Source organism: Chthoniobacterales bacterium (genome assembly GCA_035274845.1).
Taxonomy (GTDB): domain Bacteria; phylum Verrucomicrobiota; class Verrucomicrobiia; order Chthoniobacterales; family UBA10450; genus AV80.
This window is the reverse complement of the sequence record DATENU010000009.1, coordinates 140,386-158,051: the sequence shown is the minus strand read 5'-3', so window position 1 is coordinate 158,051 and position 17,666 is coordinate 140,386. Positions and strand designations below refer to the sequence as shown.

The following is a 17,666-nucleotide window of genomic DNA, read 5'->3' as shown; positions in this document are numbered from 1 at the left end:
CGCTACGACGGGATCGTCAGAGGATCTAACGACCGAGCACCCTTCGATAAAGGTTCTCGTACTGCGGGGCCACACGATCGGCGGTGAAAAGCTCTTCCGCTCGTTTCCGTCCGCGCTCGCCGATTTCCCTGGCCGTCTTCGGTTCGGCAACGAGGGCATCGAGTGAGGACGCCATGGCGGTAACGTCGCCGAATTCGTGAAGGCAGCCCGCGTCCCCGATGACTTCGGGAATGCCGCCGATTCGAAACGCGACCACCGGTTTGCCGAAGAACATGGTCTCGAGAATGCTGAGCCCGAAGCTCTCGCTCTCGGAAGTGTAAAGCCCGGCGTCGGCCGCCGGCAGGAAATCTTCCACCACTGCTGCGTCTTCTTTCACGATGAGATTCGCGCGCAGACCAAGCTGCTCTACCAATGGCGCATGGGGAGCGAACGGCGCGCCGGCCAGGATGAGCAGGCGAACCCGGTCCCGGTGCGAACTCGCCGCGATCACGCGGAGGAGCAGGTCAATGCGCTTCGTCGGCCGCAGGTTCGACATGTGGACGACCAGAAACTGTTCATCGCTGATTCCCAATTCGCGTCGAACGTCCGCGCGGCTCCGAGCCGGCGGAGTTGGTGTGAAGAAATTTGGAATCACCTCGATTCGGTCGTTCAACCGAAAGATTTCTTCTGTTTGCGCCCGCAAACTTTCCGAAACCGTCGTCACTGCGTCGGAGTGGATGAGCGCATGCTCGATGGCAGCGCGGTAATGAGGGTTGGGGCCGAGCAGGGTCGTGTCCGTCCCGTGCAGGGTGGTGACAACTTTGGGGGCGCCGGCCCCGATCATTTCGGTGGCAAGAAAAGCGGCCGTGGCATGGGGCACTGCGTAGTGGACGTGAAACAGATCGAGCCGCTCAGCCTGTCCAATCTCCGCCATCTTGACTGCGAGCGGCAGGGTGTAGTCCGGGCACGGAAATACCGTGGCGTGTCCCACTTCGACCTGATGAAAATGAATCCGCGGCAGGGAAAGATCGAGCCGAACTGGCCGGGCGTGGCTGAAAAAATGGACTTCGTGACCGCGCGCGGCGAGCTCCGTTCCGAGGGCAGTCGCGAGAATGCCGCTGCCGCCAATCAGCGGAAAACAGACGATCCCGATTCTCAGTGGACGTTCCATTAGCTGCCAGTATACGCGAGTCCCGAATCAGAAATCTCGTCGCGTTGCATAAAAGTGACGCCGGGCGCATCCGCTTCGTTAAGATAATCCCGTTCGCCGGCTCCAGCGACGTAATGCGTGCAATGGATGACGGACTGCATCCAGCGGAGACGCGTGTCGCGCGTCGGGCTGATTTGGACAGCGTCGAACGCTTGCGGCGGCAGCTCGATGTAATGGTCGCCGCCTTTGTGGAGCAAAAGTTTGCCGTCGCGATGCCGGGCCCGAACGGTCTCGCCCTCCCAAAGAACGTCCACGAAGAAATCGTCGATGGCGACTGCGCGTTTCCGGAACTCGGGATCGCTGGAATGCTCGACTTGAATTCCTTCGAGCAATCCCATCCGGCTGTACATTTGCCGGCAAAACTCAGCGGCGGTCTCGGCTTGGATGGATTTGAAATGCTCGATCAGCTCGGGACCCACGTAGTTTGGCAACTGGCGCGCGACCTTACCCTGCCATTCCGGAGCGATGCGCTTGGCGGAGAGAGGCGAGAACTGTTTCTGGATCTTGTTTGCGAACTCGAAATTGAACGAGCGCTGGTCGTCGGTGTGCCGTTCGATCAAAACCGTCGCGGTCTCGCGCGGGTCGTGGTCGGCGTCGTGAAAGAAGAAAACGATCCGGCCTCCGATCTCGCGTTGCAGCCGGCGCGCGGTAGCGATTTTTGCGAACAGGAACCGTTTTGGGAAAAAGCCGCACGGCTGTTGCCCGAAACAGATGATCGGCGCGCTCATGCGGCAGCGTTATTCCGGAAGAAGCCGGCCTGCAAAATCGAGCTGAAGAGCAGCACGGCGGCGCATCCGATCAGGTTGTACCAGAGATAGCCGATGTTCGTGGTGAGGAAGAGAGCGATCACCATCGTCTGCGCGAGAACCGCTCCGAAGAAAACGGCCGAGCCGCGAACGTTGCGCAGGAAAAAGGCCACCAGGAACAGGCCAAGGATGCTGCCGTAAAAGACCGAGGCAAGAATGTTCCCGGCCTCGATGAGGTTCTCGACCAGGCTGCAAAACGACGCGACGGCGATGGTGACGACACCCCACCCCAGCGTCAGCCAGCGGGTGGCGACGACGTAATGATGGTCGGAAGCCCCCGGACGAAAGACCCGGTAGAAATCCACGACCGTTGTCGAGCCGAGCGCATTCAGCACGGCAGAGGTAGCCGACATCGTGGCGCAAAAAATCACCGCGACGAGCAGGCCAACGACTCCATGCGGCAGGTGTTGCACGACAAAGGTGATGAAGACGTAATCGGAATCCTTGCTCTTCGGGTTCGCGCCGGCCTGTTGCAGGACCTTCCTGGTCTCGTCGCGAATGCCCCGGGCCCGGGAATCGAGTTGCTGAAGTTCCGCGGCGTCCGCTTGCGCACCGGCGGTTCGGAGTAATTCGCGCTTTTGCGCAAAGACATCGTCGAATTGCCTCTGAAGCGTTTCGAGCTGGGGTCCGAAACCGCTCTCAGCCGCGCGCTGATAGCTGGGCTGATTGAAGAACATCGGCGGCTTTTCGAATTGATAGAAGAGGAAGACCATCGCGCCGAGGAGAAGAATCAGGAATTGCAGCGGCACTTTCACCAGGGCGTTGAAAAGCAGGCCGATCCGGCTGGCCCGCAGGGAATTGCCAGCGAGATAACGCTGCACCTGTGACTGGTCGGCGCCGAAATAGGAGAGAGAAAGGAAGAAGCCGCCCAGAATACCGGACCAAAAGGTGTAGCGCTTCGATGGATCGATCGAGAAATCGACGGCCTGCAATTTCCCCATTCTCCCGGCCAGATGAAGGGCGTCGCCAAAGGAGAGCTCCGCCGGCAGGCGATAAACCGCGATGCCGAAGGCCAGCGCCATGCCGATAAAGATGATGAGGATCTGATAACGCTGGGTAAGGCTAACGATTTTTGTGCCGCCCACGACCGTGTAGGCAATGATGAATCCGCCGGCCAGCCAGATGGTGAGATTCAAATCCCACCCGAGGAGGGCAGAAAGGATGATCGCTGGCGCGTAAATCGTAATGCCGCCGGCGATCCCGCGTTGAACGAGAAAGAGGAAGCCCCCGAGCAGCCGCGTTTTCTGGTCGAATCGTTGCCCGAGATATTCGTAGGCGGTAAAAACTTTGAGCCGTTGATAGATCGGGACGAACACCGCGCAGACGACAATGAGCGCGAACGGTTGTCCGAAATAATTCTGGATAAACCCGATGCCGCTTTCGTACGCCTGGCCGGGCATCGAGAGAAACGTGATCGGTCCCGCCTGGGTGGCGAGAACGGAAAGCCCGATGGTTCCCCAGCGGATGGTCCGGTCGCCCTTGAGATACTCGCGGAAGTTCGGGTGCTTGTAGGTCCGCCACAAACCGTAGAGCGGGATCGCGACGATCGTCGCGAAGAGGACGATGTAATCGAGCCGGTTCACGAAAACCGGAGCGTGAAGAGGTAGAGCAACGCGACTTCGACGGCGAACAGAACGACCGCGAACCAGTAGGCTTTGCTCCAGGAGGAGAAAAACGGAGGATGATCGTGCAGGCTCATCGTGATCCTGCTGTGAGCAGCTGTCTGCGGTTGACGTTGTAGTGTGCGCTGTCACCAGCGCAACGATTGGCGGCTCCGCTGGCGACAGCGAACGCTACAACGCTTCGCACAGCGAAGCGGCTACAGAAGAAGCGGCTTGAATTCATTTCGTGTCGCGCAACGAAACCATGTTGGCGAAGAGGCGGTAGGCGCCGGGCACGCCGGCGGGTAATTGACGGAAGAAGGCGTAGCCGGTGTAAATGAAGTAACCGCTCCCGGATTTCGCCACCAGCAATCCGCCGTCGAGCGGTTTTTCCCCGGGGTCGTTGCAGGAAAGGAGCGGCGTCCAATTCGCGTCCCATTTCGTGGGGAAATAGAGGCCGCGTTCCTGGACCCACCCTTTGAAATCATCGGCGCCGATCTTGTTCGGGGTGTTCAACAAGGGATGATCTGGCGCCAGAATGCGGATCTCGGCGTTTTCATCCGTGACCCGCTCGCGCGTGATCTCCAACGGATAAGGCCCGATCTCTTTCGTTTTCAGATCGACGGTGTTGTACTGCGCGACGACCACGCCGCCGGCTTTCACATAAGCGAGCAGCTCGTTCTGCCAGGCGGCAATGTGGTCCTGCGTGTTGTAAGCCCGAATCCCAAGGACGACGGCGTCGAAACGCTTCAGCGTTTCAGCGGTGATGTCGGATCCGTCGAGGACCTTCACCGTGTACCCGATCTGTTGAAGACTCTGCGGAATGTCGTCGCCCGCGCCGGGAATGTAGCCGATCAAATCGCCTTTCCGTTTGATATCCGCCCGCACGATTTTTGCCTCGGCGGATGGCATCAGAGTGTGATCGCCGATGTGCTGATACGAGATGCGTTCGCGCGCAAACGAGTAATCTCGTCCATCGACATTAACGATCGCCCGCAGGCTGCCTTCCGCGCGATCCGGCGGTGATTGAATCGTGAAGGTGGCAAACGATTCGGCGTCGGCGCCTTTCAGTTCAACCGGCACCGAGGCCGGTTCGATCCGCCAGCCTTTCGGGGCATCGAGGCGCAACTGGCCATGGACGGCGCCGGTCGAGGCGCCCACGCGCACCTGAACCGACTTCGTCTTATCATCACCGAAAACGAAAACGTTGTTTTGCAGGTTCGCAAAAACCGGCGGCGCAATGACAAGGTCCTGCCGGATTTCGCCGATCACGCGATCGACGGTCCGGTATTTCGTGTTCACCAGGAAACGCAGGTCCTGATCGCCGACGCGAAGAGCCACTTCGATCGGGAACGCCGGCGGATTTTCCGCAAGCCCGATCAACTTCTGGTCGTCGACGATAAAGGTGCCGACCGCGGCGGGCTTGCGCAGCCAATAGGGCTGGGTTGTCTCGACCTCCCTGGGCACCGTGGGCGACAGATCCGTGGCAACGAACTGGTCCTGCGGCAAGGGAGTATCCAGCCGCAAACTTTCTCCGGAAACCGGCGCACGGGCTTCAAGAAGTTGCACCGGCACCTTGGAACGATTGATCGCCTCGAGCTTGATCGGGAGCGTTTGACCCGGCGAAACGACCGCGTTCGAGGTCGAGCTTTCGATGTGCACCGCGAGGCAGGCCACGATGAGCGCATCGACTTCAGCGGCTTTGGTCAGGAACCAGTCGTTCTTTTCATCCTTCGTCAGCTGTTTGCGGAGCTCGAGCAATCTTGGAACGGAAATGGCAGGATCAGCCGGCGAAAAAGTTTCGAGAAGTTGCTTCACTTTACCGGCGATCGTCTCCGACTTCGGGACCCGCGCCCACGTCGTGTCGACCCCGTCGAAGAGCGCGTCCTTCATGGGCGCGCCTTCGAGGAGTTTGAAATATTCCTTCCGCGCTCCGCGTCGAGGTGGACTGCCGACGCCCTGGCTTTTGTGCATGCTCAGGCTGGCGGCGGCGATCTCGGTGAAAGCTTTGCCCAGGAGCGGATTGAAGCCGCCGGCTTCAATTACGGTCAGGCCGGCGGGATCAAACGGGATGTTGCGATTCTGAAAAAAGAAGGGCGACGTATTCCAGACGATCCGCGTCGGTTTCCAGGGCCCGAAATGGGCGAGCTGTTCGGGAAAACGCTTGGGATCGCCCGCGGCTGCGAATGCTTCCCGCGCCAGGATTGCTGAAGCCGTGTGATGACCGTGCGTCTTGTCATCCTCGGGGCTGAAACGCGTAATGATCACGTCCGGTTTCCATTTGCGAATTCCCCAGACCACGTCCGCCAGGATTTTCTCGCGGTCCCAAATGCGAAATGTTTCCGGCGCACTTTTCGAAAATCCGAAATCGACAGCGCGGGTGAAAAATTGACGGGCATGATCGATCCGGCGCGCGGCGAGGAGTTCGTGGGTGCGAATGAAGCCGAGGCGCTCACCCAGTTCCGGTCCGATCAGGTTCTGGCCGCCGTCCCCGCGCGTGACGGAGAGATAGGCGGTGTCGTAGAGCGAGCCATTCGAGAACAACGCCATGAGGTTAGTGTTCTCGTCGTCGGGATGGGCCGCGACATAGAGCACGCGTCCCAGCACGTTCAACTTCTCGAGCGAAAGTCGAATATCCGCGGCGTTCATCGGTGGCGGTATGGGCGGCGGAGTCGGGCTGGTCGCCGCCGGGAGCGCGGCGCTGGCGAGGGAGAAAGCGAGCACAGGACAAACGATCCGTTGAAAGCGAAAGATCATACGGTCTGGCAGCGAAATCCCCGAGCGCACCGCTCTTTTGCCCACATCGCGCCAGCGCCGCTACTTGTTGATGTCCTGCTTCGCCTGCAGCCGATCGATCAGCGCTTTGATGGAATTCTTTTGCTGATCGGAAACGGCGGCGGCTTGCGCCTTCTTCGCGTCTTCCGCGGCCCCGGCAAAGTCGCCCGCGGCCGATTTGATCCTCGCATTCCCCAAATGAGCAAAGGCGGTATCAGGGTAACGCTTCGCCACGTCCTTGAAGATCTCCATGGCCTCGGCGTCCTTCTTGTCCGCTTGGAGACGGCGACCGTAGGAATAAAGCTGCGCCGCGGTGGTTTTCGCGAGCGCCTGATCCCACGCCTTCTTCGCGTCGTCCGGCTTGTTCATCGCCTTGAGGAGGTCAGCCTTGGTGGTGAGGTTTTCGAACCTTTCCTCGTTTTGGATCGAGAGATTTACCCACTTCAACGCCTCATCCAGGTTCACCTTTTTCGTCAGGAGAAACTGCGCCGCCTGGTTGGGAGGTTCCCACTGATACTGGGAGCGCCCGCGCATCTGGTTGCGAAGATTGGCCACCGTCGTGTCCGCATGATTGATCGAGACTTTGAAGGGCACGGCGAGCTTTTCCCATTTCAACGTCACCGCGACCGAGTCGGGCTTCACGTCTTCAAAAGAGTACTGGAGCGCTTCCTCCATTTCGTTCGGGACTGGCTTTACATTCACCCGCAGGGCGTCTTCTGTCTGGCTGTAGGTGTAGCTGCCCCAGGCGCTCGACATTTTTGAAAAAATGATCGTCCACGAATCCGCGCCCGGGATCATGTGCAATCCATAAATTCCCTTTGGCAGAGCCTGCCCTTCGACCATGACAGGATCGCTGAATTCGATGGTGGTGTTTTCGTTGGCCCCGGCCCGCCAGACTTCACCGAGAGGGACAAGACTGCCCCAGACTTTGCGCCCATTCACCAGGGGCCGGTGATAAGTGATAGTGATATCGGTTAAACCGATCCGCTGTTTGGTGACGGCGAGCTGACTTACATCCGGCAGCTCAAAAGCCGAATGGGCGGTGGCGGCCAGCCCGAAAACCGCGAGGGCGATGGTGACGAAGCTCGTGGAAATGCGTTTCATAATGAGTTGGTTTTGAGGTCGCGTGAGTTGAAACAGTTCCACCGCAACGCAAGCTGAGACAAGGATAGATTTGGTTTGAGAGCAACGCAGCACCCATGAATCACTCCCGGCTCAACTTTCGCCTGGAAGCCACGGCTCCCGGATCGCGAGCGCGGGCTTCGACCTTTCGGACTCTGCACAATGAGGTGCGTGCGCCCCTCTTCATGCCTGTCGGCACCCAGGCCACGGTGAAGGCACAGTTACCGCAAACCCTCGAGGACGCCGGCTCCCAGATTCTGCTGGTAAATACCTATCACCTGCTTCTCCGGCCGGGGCCGGAAGTGTTTCGGCGCACGGGAGGCATCCATGGATTCATGAGCTGGAACCGGTCGGTCCTGACCGATTCCGGCGGATACCAAATCTTCTCGCTCCCTCATTCCCGTTCCATGAGCGAAGAGGGCGCGGTTTTTCAAAGTTACCTGGACGGGCGCACGATTCTGCTCAGTCCCGAGGTCAGCATCGAAACGCAAAAGGCGATCGGCAGCGACATCATGATGGCGCTGGATCACTGCATCGCGTCGTCCGCCGATGAAGGGACGGCGCGAGAGGCGGTTGAAATTACGAATCGCTGGGCCGCTCGCAGTCTGGCGGCGCGGGGCGATTCCCCGCAATCGATGTTTGCCATCGTCCAGGGCGCGCTCTTTCCCGAGCTGAGGCGGGAAAGTGCGGCCCACCTTGGGGAAATGGCGTTCGATGGCTACGCGATCGGCGGGCTCGCGGTCGGTGAAAGCAAAAGCGAACGCGAGGAGACGTGCGAATTCACCGCGGAACTGCTGCCGGCGGATAAACCGCGCTACCTGATGGGGGTGGGCACGCCGCTCGACATCCTCGAAGCGGTCCATCGCGGCGTGGACATGTTCGATTGCATCATGCCGACACAGCTTGCGCAACGCGGCGCGGTCTTTACCTCGCGCGGGTTTCTGCAAATGCGCCGGGGTGTTTACAAATTTGCCAATGAAACGCTTGACCCCGCCTGCACCTGTCCGACTTGCCGCCGTTATTCGCGCGCCTACCTGCATCACCTCACCAAAACGGGCGAGACGCTGGGCTGGCAATTACTTGGGAAGCACAACCTGCATTTCTACCATCAGCTCATGCGCGAAATCCGCGAGAGCATCCTGGTTGGAAAATTTCTCGATCTCTACCGCGACAAACGGGCGTTCCTCCACGAATCCGACCTGGACAATCCGATTCGCGAGCAGAAATCCAAACGGAGAAAGTCTCGGCAGCTGGGAGATTACGAGGTCCACCAGGCGTGGGAAGGTTTCGCCAGCATCCGCCAGATTTCGTCCGGTGAGATCATGCATTCACGCACGGCGCCGATGGTGGAAGCGAGCCAGCTTTATATCGAGCAATCCCACCTGGCCGACCGGCTCACGGTTACAGGAGAGGAGAACGCGGAGCCGCTCGTCATCTGGGATGTTGGCCTGGGCGCCGCGGCCAACGCGATGGCCGCGATCTCCTGCTACGAAGAGCAAGCCGGCCTGGGTCCGGTCTGTCCGCTGCAGATCATCAGCTTTGAAAACGACCTCGACTCGCTCCGGCTCGCCTTCCGTCACAACCGGGATTTTCCCTATTTGCGGCACAGTGGACCGGCGGCCATTCTCGCCGACGGCCGGTGGCAATCGCGCCAGTATCCGGGCTTGAGCTGGGTCCTCGTCCCCGGAGATTTCCGCGAGGTGATGGCCAAGGCTCCTGCTCCGCCAGACCTGATTTTCTACGACATGTTTTCGACGAAAACCTCGGGCGACCAGTGGACCGTGACGACGTTTCGCCGCGTCTTCAACGCGTGCGCGGGACGTGCCGCGGAACTCTTCACCTACACGTGCTCCACCGCGAACCGCGTGGCCCTGCTCGCCGCCGGGTTCTTCGTCGCGCGGGGACGCAACGCCGGTGAAAAACTGGAAACGACGATCGCCCTCACTCCGGCGGCTTTTCACAGCCCGATCGGGCAGCAGCGGGAGATGCTTTCCCGCGATTGGCTCCTGAAATGGGACCGTTCGGCCGCAAAGTTTCCCGAGGAAATCGCCTCCGACCAGCGTTCCTCCTTCGAAAAACTGATTCGCGGGCACGAACAATTCACAAAATCCGCGGACCCCAAACGTCTGTCTCTCACCACGTAAATTTCGGGCGACAACGGACTTGCTTAAGAAACCGGCAATCGGCATAACTGGCGATCCGCCGTCACACGGAATGATGTGGCAGCAAACAAACAAAACCCAAAAAGAGAGGATAACGTTATGGCTGATGAAGCAGCAGGCAAAAAGCCGGACCAGGAGGGCGGAGGCGGTACTGAAAAAGACGCCGATTCCAATGAGGTAGGCGGTCGCCGCAGGAATCTACTCTACACGTGCTGGAACGACGGCGCGGGAAACTACGTCCACAGTAATTGGCGTTGGTTCACGTGCTGGCGTTGTGGCGCGTTGAACTACATGTAATTCCGACCGATTGGTTAAAGCGAAGCGCGAGGGTTTAATGCCCTCGCGCTTTTTTTTGCGGTCTGTTTTCGTCCCAAATTCGGAACGGAAATTTCCCGGGCGCGAAACGGTAAACACGATCGCTGCCTGCGGGCTCTATTCGTAACTAGCTCTAGTTAAGATATTTATAAACCGCCGAACACCGCTGGCATGGGCTGTGCATAAGGGGGTCGTCATCAACCTACCTAACCCATGAAAACGAATACTCACTCCACCGAAGGATTCGAATCGACCTACGCGTTAATCGTTCGTTCCGAAGAAAAGGAACGCAGCGTGTTCGAGAATGCCGCTTACTTTGTCTTCATTCTCAGCGTGGTCTTTTCGATCTACCAGGCGGCGCGTCAACCGTTCACCGTTCCGGTCGCCGGACTGATCCACACGACGTCGATCGCGCAAAGCGCGAATACACAGCAATCCTAATCGACAGCGAAGTTCAGGAGAACTCCGTTGCGATTATTTGCCACGATCTTTATCGCTTCCGCCGCGCTCTGCCAGGCGGCGGAAAGCGCAGCGGGCCGGTGGGAAGGCGTTGTCCAAATTCCCGGCCACGAGCTGAAGCTCATCGTCGATCTCTCTCAGGAGGATGGGAAGGAATGGACCGGCTCGATCATTGTTCCGGGATTCGGAGTGAAAGGCGCGCCGCTTGTCGACCGCAAGCCCAGGGGCGGCGACCTGCTTTTCACGATCAAAGGCGCGCTCGGTAACGAACGAGCTGGCCAAGCGGAACTCCAGGCCCATCTCACCGCGGACGGCCATCTGGCCGGCGCCTTTAGGCAGGGCGGAAACAGCGCGCCTTTCACCCTCTCGAAAACAGGTCCGGCCCAGGTGGAACTGCCGCCGAAGAATACCGCGGTAGTGAAGGAGCTCGAGGGCGAATGGAAGGGCGACTACGAAATGATGGGCTACGCGCGACATGCGACCATGAAATTTTCGAATCGCGCCGCGGAAGGCGCGGCCCTGGAGTTCACCATCGTGGGCAAGAAAGTGAACAACGTCCCCGTCAGCCTGATAACGCAGGACGACGATTTCGTGACGGTGAAGTCGGAGGAGTTCGGGATCACTTTTGAAGGACGATTCAACAAAGCGGCCGGGGAACTCAAGGGAACGCTGAGCCAGGGAACGCTGGAAGCGCCGCTGACCCTGCGGCGGCCGACTCCATGAAAAGGTTCTGGGTCGCCATTTTTCGCTTTGGCGTCGGGCTTGGCGCCGTCGCCATGGCCCTGTCCGCCCACTCGCAATCGATGTTCCGCGGCGATCCCGCGCATTCGGGCACGACCAAAGAAGCCGCGCCGCGGCAGTTCCATCGGGTGAAGTGGAAATTCCCGACTGGCGACCGAATCATTTCTTCCCCGGTCTGGGACAACAAGGTTCTCTACTTCGGCGGGGACGACGGGAACATTTACGCCGTCGATTCAGAGAACGGCCGGCAAATTTGGAAGCGGACGACGGGCGGCCCGGTGCCCTGCACGCCGGCGATTGCGAACGGAATGGTTTTCGCCGGGAGCTACGACGGAAAATTCTACGCCTTGAACGCGAAGACCGGCGCGATCAAATGGAAGTTCGCCACGGAAGGCGAGCGGCGATTCGAGGCGAAAGGAATTCACGGACTGCAGCCGAAAACGCAGACGATCGCGGACCAATTCGACGTTTATCTGTCCAGCCCGGTCGTTGCGCAGGGAGCGGTTTATTTCGGCAGCGGCGACGGAAATCTTTACGCGCTCGACGCCGCGACCGGTGATTTGAAATGGAAATTCAAGACCGGCGACGTGGTTCATTCTTCGCCGGCGTATGCTGACGGCGTTCTCTATGTCGGAAGCTGGGACAGCTATTTTTACGCGGTCGACGCGGCCACCGGGAAAGAAAAGTGGAAGTTTCATGGCGGGGAGGATCCGGTGATCCACAACCAGGTCGGATTTCAGTCCTCCGCCGCGGTCGTTGGCGGCGTGGTTTATGTCGGTTGCCGCGACGCGCATCTCTATGCCCTCGACGCGGCGACCGGGAAAGAGAAGTGGAAAATGTTCAACGACCTGAGCTGGGTGATCGTTTCGCCCGCGGTCGTTGACGGGAAAGTCGTCTTCGGCACCTCCGATTCGAGCCTGTTCCACATCGTCGAAGCGGCGACCGGCAAGAGCCTGATCAAGCAACAGGACAAGGCCTACATGTTTTCCTCGCCCGTGGTCGCCGGCGACGTCGTGCTGATCGGCGTGCTCAACGGGACCCTCCAGGCGCGCGATTTCAAAACCGGCGATCCGCTCTGGGATTTCCAGACGGAAGCGTCAAAGCAAAACAAGGGATGGATCCTGACGAGCGACCGGAAGTTTAACGAGCCGATGTTCTTTACCTCGTCCTGGCGTGAGGCGCCGATCGTCGGGATCGATCGGCAGCAGGCTGACGTTGGCTCGATCTTCTCCACGCCCCTGGTCATGAACGGCGCCGTCTATTTCGGGAGCACCGATGGGAACCTTTATGCCATCGAATAGCCGGCGCGGCAGCCTGAACAAATGCCCCGGGCGGCGGCGTTTATTCAGAGTGGGGCGCCGGTTGCAATTTTTGAATCCATTCCGGCCTCTGGCCGCATCTCATTTTCGAAGCGCCCTTCAACCCTAACTCAAGTCAGCCATTATGATCCTCGATACCTTCAGCCAGGATGTCCGGATTGGTCTCCGCATTCTCTTCAAGGAAAAGGCGTTTTGCCTTCTCGCTGTCCTCGTCCTCGCGCTCGGCATAGCCGGCGTGACCACCCAGTTCACCATCGTGAATGCCTTCGTCCTCCGCGGATTTTCCTTCCCGCATCCGGAGCAATTGATGAGCGCGGGGATTCTCGATCCGCAGGCGAACCCGCAGCAGAATAATTTCGGCCAGGGTTTCATCCCAACGGCAGCGGACTACGAAGATCTCAAGGCCGGCCAGAATTCCTTCGCGTTGACCGCGGGCTATCTCAATGGCTCGACGATCAACGTTACCTACAAAAATAACCCGCAGCGTTATACCGGCGCTTACGTCACCCAGGACTTTTTCCGGATCGTCGGCGTGGCGCCGATCATGGGCCGCGATTTTACCGCCGATGACAACAAGCCGGGGGCCGAGAAGACGACGCTCCTCGGCTACGAAATCTGGAAGCGCGATTTCGGCGGGGACCCAAACATCGTCGGCCAATCGGTTCGGATTAATGGCAAGGCGGCGACGATCATCGGCGTGATGCCGCAGGGCTTTAAGTTCCCGATCTCGGAAGAACTCTGGGTGCCGCTTTACAACGAGTTTCCGTTGGTTCCTCGCGAAGACCCCCGGGCGAACAATTCCGCTCCCCAAATGATTGGCCGCCTGAAGGATGGCGTCTCGCTCGACCAGGTGAACGCCGAATTTTCCTCAATCGCGAAACGAATGGCGAAAGACAATCCGAAGACGAACGAGCACCTGACCGCGGCCAGGGTTCAGCCCTTGCTGAATTCATTCACCGGCCCCCAACTGCGGGGAACAATTTACGCCATGCTCGGGGCGGTTGCGCTCGTGCTGGTGATTGCCTGCGTAAACGTGATGAACATGCAGTTCGGCCGCGCCGCGTTGCGCGCGAAGGAGCTCGCGATCCGCGGCGCGCTCGGCGCCACTCGCTGGCGTTTGGTTCGCCAGATGTTAACCGAAAGTTTTCTCCTCGCGGCGATGGGCGGAACGGTTGGAATCCTCTTCGCGGAGTGGGCCGTCAATCTCCTGGTTCGCACCACCAACGCGCTGCCGTTCCCGTTGCCTTACTGGGTCCAGTTCACGATTGACGGCAAAGTCCTCATCTTCACGCTCGCCATCGTCGTCGTCGCGACCCTGCTCTCCGGATTTGTGCCGGCGATTCTGAGCGCGCGCGGAAACACCGCCGAGATGATGAAGGAAGGCGGACGCGGCAACAGCAGCCGGCTCGTTAACGTCATCACGCGCGTTCTGGTCATTGGACAGATCGCGCTGACGGCGGCGCTGCTGATCATGGCGACGTTGCAGATCAAATCCATCCGCAACCAGACGACCCAGAATTACGGCTACGATGAGAACGCCGTTTACAGCGCGCGCATGGGATTGATGGAAGGCGATTATCCGACCGACGACGCGAAGCATCAATTCTTCGTGCGGGCGTTGCGGGCGCTGCGCGCCAACCCGGCGTTTGAGAGTGCGGCCATGACTAATCGCTTCCGGATGACCTTCGCCAACGGCGGCCAGTACGAAGTGGATGGCCAGACCTATGTGACGGACAAGGACCGGCCGCGCGGCCAAAACGAGTCGGTCTCGGACGCCTATTTCACGACGCTCGGTTTAAAGCTGCTCGAGGGCCGCGATTTCACAATCGAAGACAGCGATACCAAACAGCCGGTCGCGATCGTGAACGCGAGCTTTGCCCACAAATATTTTGGAAATCAAAGCGCGCTCGGTCACCAGGTGCGGAGCTTCAATCCGGCTCGACCGGAGCCATGGCGCACGATCGTCGGCGTCGCGCCCGACATGCTCATGCAGGGCCCCTTCAATGGGCAATCGGACGGAATCGGTTTTTACATCCCGTTGCTGGCGGGAACGCCGGCGGCTCAATTCTGCACGATCGTGGTGCGTCCCCGGATGGGAGCGGTCGCGGCGAACATGGGACCGACCCTCAGCAAAGCGATCGCGGAATTGGATTCCAATCTGCCGACCTACTTCGCGGGAACGCCCGCGCGTTTGCATGATGAAATCCTCGGCGTGAATCGCCTGACCGCGAATCTGTTCACGATCTTTGGCGTGGTGGCCTTCGCGCTTTCGGCGGTCGGTCTGTATGGCGTGATGAGTTTTTCGGTGAATCAGCGCACACAGGAATTCGGCATCCGAATGGCGCTCGGCGCCGATGCGAAACGAATTTTCCGCATGGTAATGCAGCAAGGGGCGTGGCAGCTCGCCATCGGCCTCATACTCGGCGGCGGCGCCGCGGCTCTTCTGCTCGGCGTCCTCATGGCCAATGCGCTCCAAAACATTCTCTTCAAAGTGAAGCCGCTCGACCCGACGATTTACCTCGTCGTAGCCGGCCTGCTTACTTTGGTTGCCGCCATCTCCTGCTTCGTCCCGGCGCGGCGCGCCACCCGGGTGAATCCAATGGTCGCGTTGCGAACCGAATAACGCGGCTCGAGGCAACCGAATGATTCTCGATACTTTTCGGCAGGACGTCCGGGTCGGGCTGCGCATTCTCTTCAAGGAAAAGGCGTTTTGTATTCTCGCCATCCTGGTCCTGGCCCTCGGGATTGGCGGGGCGATGACCCAGTTTGCCGTGGTCAACGCGATTGTGTTGCGCGGGTTTTCGTTTCCGCACCCGGAAGAGCTCGTCAGCGTCGGCCTGATCGACCCGAAAGGGAGCGATCAAAGCAACAACTTCGGCAATGGCAATATTCCCGCGGCCCAGGATTACGAGGACATCAAGGCCGCGCAGAAGTCGTTTGCGATGATGGCCGGCTATCTCAATGGCTCGACCATCAACGTCTCCTACAACAATAACCCGCAGCGTTACACCGGGGCGTACGTGACCGACGAGATCTTCAAGATCATCGGAGTGTCGCCGGTCCTCGGCCGCGATTTCACCGCGGAAGACAACAAGCCCGGCGCGCCGAAGACGGCGATCCTCGGAGACAAAATCTGGCGCCGCGATTTTAATGCCGACCCGAACATAGTCAGCCAGAGCGTCACCATTAACGGCAAAGCCGCGACCATCATCGGCGTCATGCCGCCCGGCTTTGAGTTCCCGGTCTCAGAGGAACTTTGGACGCCGCTCTACAATGAGTGGCCACCCACACCGCGCGGCGAACTTTTCCTCGGCGCGAACGCCCGCGCCCCGGCGGTGATGGGCCGGTTGAAACCCGGGGTTACCCTCGACCAGGCGAACGCGGAGATGATCGCGATTGCGCGCAACATTGCCGCTGACAATCCGAAGACGAACCAGAACTTCACCTCGGCGGCGGTCCTGCCGCTGATCCAGGCCTTCACCGGCGTGCAAACGCGCCAGATCGTCTGGGCCATGCTTGGTGCGGTCATCGTGGTGTTGCTGATCGCCTGCGTGAACGTGATGAACATGCAGTTTGGGCGGGCAGCCCTGCGCGCGAAGGAGTTGGCGATTCGCGGTGCGCTGGGCGCAACCCGCTGGCGACTTGTCAGGCAAATGCTGACCGAGAACCTGATCGTCGCGATCCTGGGCGCGCTCGCCGGTTCGGCCCTCGCTTACTGGGGTGTCGACTGCTTCGACAAAGTGGTGAAAGCCGCGCCATTCCCGCCGCCCTATTGGTGGAAATTTACAATCGACGGACGCGTGCTCGCCTTCACCCTCGGGCTCACGCTCGTCGCGACCCTTGTCTCCGGTACGCTGCCCGCCTTTTTCAGCTCACGCGGCAATACCGCTGAAGTGATGAAAGAAGGCGGCCGCGGGAACAGCAGCCGGCTGGTCAACGTCATCACGCGCGTGCTGGTGGTGGGCCAAATCGCATTGACCGCGGCGTTGCTCATCGCGGCCACGTTGCAGATCAAATCGATCCGGAATCAAATGAAGCTCGACTACGGTTACGACGAGAACAGCCTCTATGCGGCGCGCCTCGCCCTGATGGAAGGAACCTACCCGAACGAAGAATCGCGCCGCGGTTTCTTCACCCGGGCGGTGCGGGCGTTGCGCCAGAATCCGCAGTTCGAAGCCGCCGCCATGACGGACCGTTTCCGGATGACTTTCGCGCCCAGCGGACAATACGAGGTCGATGGTCAGAGTTATCTCACCGACCGCGATCGTCCGACCTGCAATTTCGAATCCGTTTCCGACGGCTATTTTGCCACGCTTGGCCTGACGGTTCGCGAGGGCCGCGATTTCACCATCGAGGACAGCGACGCGAAACAACCAATCGCGATGGTGAACGCGAGTTTCGCTCGAAAACATTGGGGCCAGCAAAGCGCGATTGGACATCAGCTGCGCATTTTCAATCCCGGCAAGGAACAACCGTGGCGCACCATCGTCGGCGTCGTGCCCGACACGTTGATGCAGGGGCCGTTCGACCAGAAGACGGAAGCGGCTGGCTTCTACATGCCGCTGCTGGGCGCCTCGCCGGCCACCCAATTCGCGACCGTGGTCGTCAGGCCGCGGGGCGGTCTGCGCGCCGACACCCTTGGCCCGCTCCTCAGCAAAGCCGTGGCCGAGATCGATTCAAATCTGCCCACCTATTTCCCCGGGACGCCCGCGCAGTTCCACAACGACATCCTCTCCGGCAATCGCGTGATCGCGACTCTCTTCAGCATCTTCGGGGTCGTGGCGTTCATTCTATCCGGCGTCGGCCTCTATGGCGTCATGAGTTTCTCGGTGAATCAACGCACGCAGGAGTTCGGCATTCGGATGGCGCTCGGAGCCGACGCGAAGCGCATCTTCAGCATGGTCATGCAACAAGGCGCCTGGCAGCTGGGCATTGGTCTCGTTCTCGGCGTTGGCGCGGCCGCGCTCCTGCTCGGCGTGCTCATGGCCGCCGCCCTGCAAAACATCCTGTTCAAAGTGAAGCCGCTCGATCCCACCATTTACCTCGTCGTCTCCGGCCTGCTCACCCTCGTCGCCGCGATTTCCTGCTTTGTCCCCGCCCGCCGCGCCACCCGGGTGAACCCGATGGTGGCGCTGCGGGCAGAGTAGTCGGGCCGAGCTCATTAGGCTCGCCGCTTT

At 59.9% G+C, this 17,666-nt stretch carries 12 protein-coding genes; 7 read left to right on the top strand and 5 right to left on the bottom strand.

What is annotated here, in order from left to right:
• Positions 1 to 25: 25 nt before the first annotated feature.
• The 5 genes from bshA to VJU77_04280 all read right to left on the bottom strand — a co-directional run bounded on the left by bshA (position 26) and on the right by VJU77_04280 (position 7,475).
• Positions 26 to 1,150 carry an N-acetyl-alpha-D-glucosaminyl L-malate synthase BshA gene (bshA, locus tag VJU77_04300; protein ID HKP02565.1) on the bottom strand — a complete coding sequence of 375 codons (1,125 nt, stop codon included), beginning with the start codon at positions 1,148 to 1,150 and terminating at the stop codon, positions 26 to 28.
• Positions 1,150 to 1,917, bottom strand: coding sequence for a hypothetical protein (locus VJU77_04295; GenBank protein HKP02564.1), 768 nt, complete (start codon positions 1,915 to 1,917; stop codon positions 1,150 to 1,152). Before VJU77_04295 ends, bshA begins: the two co-directional genes overlap by 1 nt.
• On the bottom strand, positions 1,914 to 3,578 hold the full coding sequence (locus VJU77_04290; protein HKP02563.1) for a sodium:solute symporter: 1,665 nt from the start codon (positions 3,576 to 3,578) through the stop codon (positions 1,914 to 1,916). The genes VJU77_04295 and VJU77_04290 overlap by 4 nt, the downstream gene beginning before the upstream one ends.
• Positions 3,579 to 3,836: 258 nt before the next feature.
• The gene (locus VJU77_04285) at positions 3,837 to 6,320 is read right to left on the bottom strand and encodes a PIG-L family deacetylase (protein ID HKP02562.1); all 2,484 of its coding nucleotides are present in this window, start codon (positions 6,318 to 6,320) and stop codon (positions 3,837 to 3,839) included.
• A 93-nt stretch (positions 6,321 to 6,413) separates the two neighbouring features.
• Positions 6,414 to 7,475: a DUF2911 domain-containing protein gene (locus VJU77_04280; GenBank protein HKP02561.1), complete on the bottom strand. Its 1,062-nt coding sequence runs from the start codon at positions 7,473 to 7,475 to the stop codon at positions 6,414 to 6,416.
• A gap of 95 nt (positions 7,476 to 7,570) precedes the next feature.
• Here VJU77_04280 and tgt point away from each other — a divergent pair, with 95 nt between their 5' ends.
• From tgt to VJU77_04245, 7 genes are all read left to right on the top strand, one after another.
• Positions 7,571 to 9,637 carry a tRNA guanosine(34) transglycosylase Tgt gene (gene tgt, locus VJU77_04275; GenBank protein ID HKP02560.1) on the top strand — a complete coding sequence of 689 codons (2,067 nt, stop codon included), beginning with the start codon at positions 7,571 to 7,573 and terminating at the stop codon, positions 9,635 to 9,637.
• A gap of 117 nt (positions 9,638 to 9,754) precedes the next feature.
• The gene (locus VJU77_04270; protein HKP02559.1) at positions 9,755 to 9,952 is read left to right on the top strand and encodes a hypothetical protein; all 198 of its coding nucleotides are present in this window, start codon (positions 9,755 to 9,757) and stop codon (positions 9,950 to 9,952) included.
• 231 nt (positions 9,953 to 10,183) lie between these two features.
• Positions 10,184 to 10,411, top strand: a complete 228-nt coding sequence (locus VJU77_04265; GenBank protein HKP02558.1) for a hypothetical protein — start codon at positions 10,184 to 10,186, stop codon at positions 10,409 to 10,411.
• Positions 10,412 to 10,438: 27 nt separating this feature from the next.
• Positions 10,439 to 11,152 carry a hypothetical protein gene (locus tag VJU77_04260; protein ID HKP02557.1) on the top strand — a complete coding sequence of 238 codons (714 nt, stop codon included), beginning with the start codon at positions 10,439 to 10,441 and terminating at the stop codon, positions 11,150 to 11,152.
• A complete protein-coding gene (locus VJU77_04255) occupies positions 11,149 to 12,471 on the top strand; it encodes a PQQ-binding-like beta-propeller repeat protein (protein ID HKP02556.1) in 1,323 nt (440 codons plus the stop codon). Before VJU77_04260 ends, VJU77_04255 begins: the two co-directional genes overlap by 4 nt.
• Before the next feature lie 142 nt (positions 12,472 to 12,613).
• A complete protein-coding gene (locus VJU77_04250) occupies positions 12,614 to 15,112 on the top strand; it encodes an ABC transporter permease (protein ID HKP02555.1) in 2,499 nt (832 codons plus the stop codon).
• 19 nt (positions 15,113 to 15,131) lie between these two features.
• A complete protein-coding gene (locus VJU77_04245; protein ID HKP02554.1) occupies positions 15,132 to 17,636 on the top strand; it encodes an ABC transporter permease in 2,505 nt (834 codons plus the stop codon).
• The last annotated feature ends 30 nt before the right edge of the window (positions 17,637 to 17,666 follow it).

What these genes read in the sequence shown, in the direction of transcription:
- bshA (HKP02565.1), bottom strand. Translation starts at nt 1,150, where the DNA reads ATGGAACGTCCACTGAGAATCGGGATCGTCTGTTTTCCGCTGATTGGC.
- VJU77_04295 (HKP02564.1), bottom strand. Translation starts at nt 1,917, where the DNA reads ATGAGCGCGCCGATCATCTGTTTCGGGCAACAGCCGTGCGGCTTTTTC.
- VJU77_04280 (HKP02561.1), bottom strand. Translation starts at nt 7,475, where the DNA reads ATGAAACGCATTTCCACGAGCTTCGTCACCATCGCCCTCGCGGTTTTC.
- tgt (HKP02560.1), top strand. Translation starts at nt 7,571, where the DNA reads ATGAATCACTCCCGGCTCAACTTTCGCCTGGAAGCCACGGCTCCCGGA.
- VJU77_04270 (HKP02559.1), top strand. Translation starts at nt 9,755, where the DNA reads ATGGCTGATGAAGCAGCAGGCAAAAAGCCGGACCAGGAGGGCGGAGGC.
- VJU77_04265 (HKP02558.1), top strand. Translation starts at nt 10,184, where the DNA reads ATGAAAACGAATACTCACTCCACCGAAGGATTCGAATCGACCTACGCG.
- VJU77_04255 (HKP02556.1), top strand. Translation starts at nt 11,149, where the DNA reads ATGAAAAGGTTCTGGGTCGCCATTTTTCGCTTTGGCGTCGGGCTTGGC.
- VJU77_04250 (HKP02555.1), top strand. Translation starts at nt 12,614, where the DNA reads ATGATCCTCGATACCTTCAGCCAGGATGTCCGGATTGGTCTCCGCATT.
- VJU77_04245 (HKP02554.1), top strand. Translation starts at nt 15,132, where the DNA reads ATGATTCTCGATACTTTTCGGCAGGACGTCCGGGTCGGGCTGCGCATT.